This window comes from Streptomyces sp. NPDC059900 (genome assembly GCF_050270335.1).
Lineage (GTDB): Bacteria > Actinomycetota > Actinomycetes > Streptomycetales > Streptomycetaceae > Streptomyces.
In genome coordinates, this window is the sequence record NZ_JBNNJZ010000693.1 from 1 (window position 1) to 3,919 (window position 3,919).

At 70.5% G+C, this 3,919-nt stretch carries 4 protein-coding genes; all 4 read right to left on the bottom strand.

Annotated features, from left to right (window positions below):
• Nucleotides 1–196: 196 nt before the first annotated feature.
• Nucleotides 197–838, bottom strand: a complete 642-nt coding sequence (locus ACQKIP_RS42130; RefSeq protein ID WP_365857835.1) for a histidine phosphatase family protein — start codon at nucleotides 836–838, stop codon at nucleotides 197–199.
• Entirely contained in the window at nucleotides 835–1,281 is a 447-nt protein-coding gene (gene rsfS, locus ACQKIP_RS42135) for a ribosome silencing factor (RefSeq protein ID WP_190080469.1), read from the bottom strand. Before rsfS ends, ACQKIP_RS42130 begins: the two co-directional genes overlap by 4 nt.
• A 165-nt stretch (nucleotides 1,282–1,446) precedes the next feature.
• The gene (locus tag ACQKIP_RS42140; protein ID WP_365857833.1) at nucleotides 1,447–3,183 is read right to left on the bottom strand and encodes an LCP family protein; all 1,737 of its coding nucleotides are present in this window, start codon (nucleotides 3,181–3,183) and stop codon (nucleotides 1,447–1,449) included.
• Nucleotides 3,184–3,199: 16 nt separating this feature from the next.
• Nucleotides 3,200–3,838 carry a nicotinate-nucleotide adenylyltransferase gene (gene nadD / locus ACQKIP_RS42145; protein ID WP_361189070.1) on the bottom strand — a complete coding sequence of 213 codons (639 nt, stop codon included), beginning with the start codon at nucleotides 3,836–3,838 and terminating at the stop codon, nucleotides 3,200–3,202.
• Nucleotides 3,839–3,919: the final 81 nt, after the last annotated feature.

Here is a 3,919-nt window from a genome sequence, read left to right on the forward strand (position 1 = left end):
GTTCTGTCCCGCTCGGCGGGCGATGCAGGCGCTCTACCAACTGAGCTATAGCCCCGTGTGTTCTGTCCCGCTCGGCGGGCGAACAAGAAGAACTTTAGCCTGCGCCGGGCCGGAATGTGAAATCCGGGTGACGGAGCCTCCGGGGGACCCTCTCAGCCCCTCCGACCAGCGGCTCTCGCCACCCGCCCGGCCCGGACTAATCGTCGTCGCCGAGCACCGGCTCGGGCAGCGTGCCGGCGTTGTGCTCGAGCAGGCGCCAGCCCCGCGCGCCCTGGCCCAGCACGGACCAGCAGCAGTTGGAGAGTCCGCCGAGGCCCTCCCAGTGGTGGGACTCGAGGCCGAGGAGGCGGCCGATGGTGGTGCGGATCGTGCCGCCGTGGCTGACCACCACGAGCGTGCCGTTCTCCGGCAGCTTGTCGGCATGGCGCAGGACGATCGGCGCGGCCCGGTCGGCGACCTCGGTCTCCAGCTCGCCGCCGCCGCGGCGCACCGCTTCGCCGCGCTTCCACGCGGCGTACTGGTCGCCGAAGCGCGCGATGATCTCGTCGTGCGTCAGGCCCTGCCACTCACCGGCGTAGGTCTCCTGGAGGCCCTGTTCGTACGTGACGTCCAGGCCGGTGAGGGCGGCGAGCTCACCCGCTGTGGCCGCCGCCCGCTTGAGGTCGGACGCCACGATGGCGTCCGGCTTCAGCGAGGCGAGCAGCCGGGCGGCGCGCCTGGCCTGCGAGACGCCGGTGTCGGTCAGCTCGATGTCCGTGGAGCCCTGGAAGCGGCGCTCCAGGTTCCAGGACGTCTGGCCATGCCGCCACAGGATGATCCGGCAGCCGCGGCTGGTCACCGAAGCTCACCGTCCAGGTCGGCTGCCTCCTCCGCGGCGCGCTGCTCGGCGTGCTCGGCGGCCTTGCCGCGGGTCGCGACGGCGTCCGCGGGGAGCTCGATCTCGGGGCAGTCCTTCCACAGGCGCTCCAGAGCGTAGAAAACACGCTCCTCGCTGTGCTGGACGTGCACCACGATGTCCACGTAGTCCAGGAGGACCCAGCGGGCTTCGCGGTCGCCCTCGCGGCGCACCGGCTTGACGCCGAGGTCCTTGTTGAGCCGCTCCTCGATCTCGTCGACGATCGACTTGACCTGGCGGTCATTGGGCGCGGAGGCGAGCAGGAAGGCGTCCGTGATCGACAGCACGTCGCTGACGTCGTACGCGATGATGTCGTGCGCGAGCTTGTCGGCGGCCGACTGGGCGGCGACCTTGATGAGCTCGATGGAGCGGTCCGTGGCGGTCACAGTTGAGCTTTCCTTCAGGTGGTCAAGACACACCAAGGGTCTCACGGACCGCCGACAGCGCCCTCGGCGATCGTCCGATCGCCCTGTCTGCTGCGTCACCCCGGCCTGCGAGGCCCTGGCCACAGGAGCCCCGGCCGGGGTGAAGCCCGGCCGGGGTGGATGCGGTCATCCCGTCTTGTAGTCCTGGCCGAGGACGACCGACACGTCCGCGTTGGCCGCGGTCCTGCCCTTGCGGACCGCGTTGTCCGGCAGGTCGAGGGTCTTGGCGACCTCGACGGCCTGCGCCTTCTTGTCCGCGTCGGCGTACGTGACCTGCGACGTCGGCTGGGCCGAAGATCCCGCGCCGCTGTCGACGAAGGTGTAGCCGCCGTTGACCAGCGAGATCCGCGCCTCCTGCCCGGCACCCTTGGTCCCGGACGCGTTCTTGACGCCGACCCGGACGGCCGCGCCCTTCTCCGGGTTCTTGACCGCGCCGCCCAGGACGCTCTTGACGACGCTCGCCCCGGCCTTCTCCGAGAGCGTCCCGTCCTGCTGCACCGGGAGCAGCTGCGTGGCGTAGTCGCCGCCCTTGGCACGGTCGGCGAGCTTGGCGAGGAAGGCGCCGAGGTCCTGCTCCTTGAGCGACGGGTCCAGGATCTGGGCGAGGGACTGGACGGTGGTCGTCGCGGCCTGCGGGTCGGACGAGAGCTTGCGCAGGACACCCTGCATGACCTGCCCGAACCGGCTCAGCTGGGCCGTCTCGGACTCGCCGGACGCGCGGTAGGTGGCGTACGCGACGGCCATCGGGCCGCTCAGGGTCTGCTGCTCGCCCTTCTTCACGAGGGGCGCCTGGCCCTTCTTGGCCTTGGGGTCGGGCACATCGGCGTCGGTGTCGACGTCGATGTTGCCGACCAGCTCGACGAGGTTGTTCAGGTACGGGGTGTCGAGCCGCCAGGTGCCCTCGACCTGCGTGCCGAGCAGGCTGTCGATCGATTCGCGGGTGCCGGTCGAACCGTCGTCGTCGACGGACTTGCCGAGCGTCGTCCCCGCGCCCTCGTCGTTCGTCACGGAGAGGGAGTTGGGCAGCAGGACGGTGGTGCCGCGCTTGGCCGTGGTGTTGTTCACCAGGAGCGCCGTGGAGGTGCCGCCCCCCTTGGTGTTGTGCAGGTGGACGACGATCACGTCGCGGTTCTGCGGTCCGGCCGCGGCGGCTCCGTCGCCGGACGCGTCGTCCGACAGGCCGGGCAGCTTGCCCGCGTACCAGAGGTAGCCGACGCCGCCCGCGATCACGAGCGCGAGCACCACGACGAGGGCGACCACCCGGGAACGCCCGCGCCGCTTGGCCTCCTCGCGCCGCTCGGTGCGGCTCTCGGTGAACTTCAGCCAGTCGATGACGTCTTCGGACTCTTCGTCCGGCTCCTCGATGAAGGAGAACTGCTGGGTCTCGTACGCCGGATCACGCTCCGGCGCACGCCGGGGCTCGGCCTCGGGCTCCGGCCCGGGCTCCGTCTCAGGCTCGGGCTCCGGCTGGCGCGACTGCTGCGGGATCCAGCCGGTCTGGGTCTGCTGGGCGGCGTGCGGGGCCTGCGGGGCCTGCTGCTGGTCGTAGGTGCCGTACGGACCGGCGTCGTACGAAGGCTGCGAGGTGTGGGCCGGGTCGTAGGGCGGCACGGGCGCCTGCTGCCCCGTCGCGTACGGGTCGTAGCCGTAGCCCTGCGGCTGCTGGTGCTGCTGTGGCTGCTGGTGTTGCTGGTGCTGCTGCGGGGCCTGAGCCCCGTACTGGTCGTACGAAGCCGAGGGCTGCACCTGCTGGTACACCGGCTGGCCGTACTCGTCGTAGCCGACGACCTGGTACTGATCAGCCGCGTACTCGCCCGCGTACGGGTCGCCGCCCGCATACGGGTCGTACTGTCGGTCGTTCACCGGTGCCCCTCTCGGCTCAATCGCCGCGGTACAGCTCGCGCTTGTCGATATAACGCACCACACCGTCCGGCACCAGATACCAGACGGGATCCCCCTTGGCGACCCGCGCACGGCAGTCCGTGGACGAGATGGCGAGGGCGGGGACCTCCACGAGGGAGACACCGCCCTCCGGAAGGCCCGGGTCGGTCAGCGTATGGCCGGGCCGGGTGACCCCGATGAAGTGCGCAAGGGAGAACAGTTCGTCGGTGTAGCGCCAGGTGAGGATCTGGCCGAGGGCGTCGGCGCCCGTGATGAAGAAGAGGTCCGTGTCGGGATTGAGCGTGCGCAGATCGCGCAGCGTGTCCGTCGTGTAGGTCGGGCCGCCGCGGTCGATGTCGATGCGGCTCACCGAGAACTGCGGGTTCTCGGCCGTTGCGATGACCGTCATCAGATAGCGGTCCTCGGCCGGGGACACCGTCTTGTCGCTCTTCTGCCAGGGCTGCCCGGTCGGCACGAACACCACCTCGTCGAGGTGGAACTGCGCGGCGACCTCCTGGGCCGCCACCAGGTGTCCGTGGTGGATCGGGTCAAACGTTCCGCCCATGACGCCGAGGCGGCGTTTGCCCTTGCTGGCCGGGCCGGTACCGGGACCGGTAGGCATGTCCTGCTCTCCCATGCGTGCAGACCCTACCGGCCCGGTGGACGGGCTCTGTTTCGGCGTCCGTTCGGTGGACGGGCTCAGCGGTCCCGGTTGAAG

Bases quoted from the DNA above. Each gene is read 5' to 3' on its own strand.
- nadD (WP_361189070.1), bottom strand. From the start codon at position 3,838: ATGGGAGAGCAGGACATGCCTACCGGTCCCGGTACCGGCCCGGCCAGC.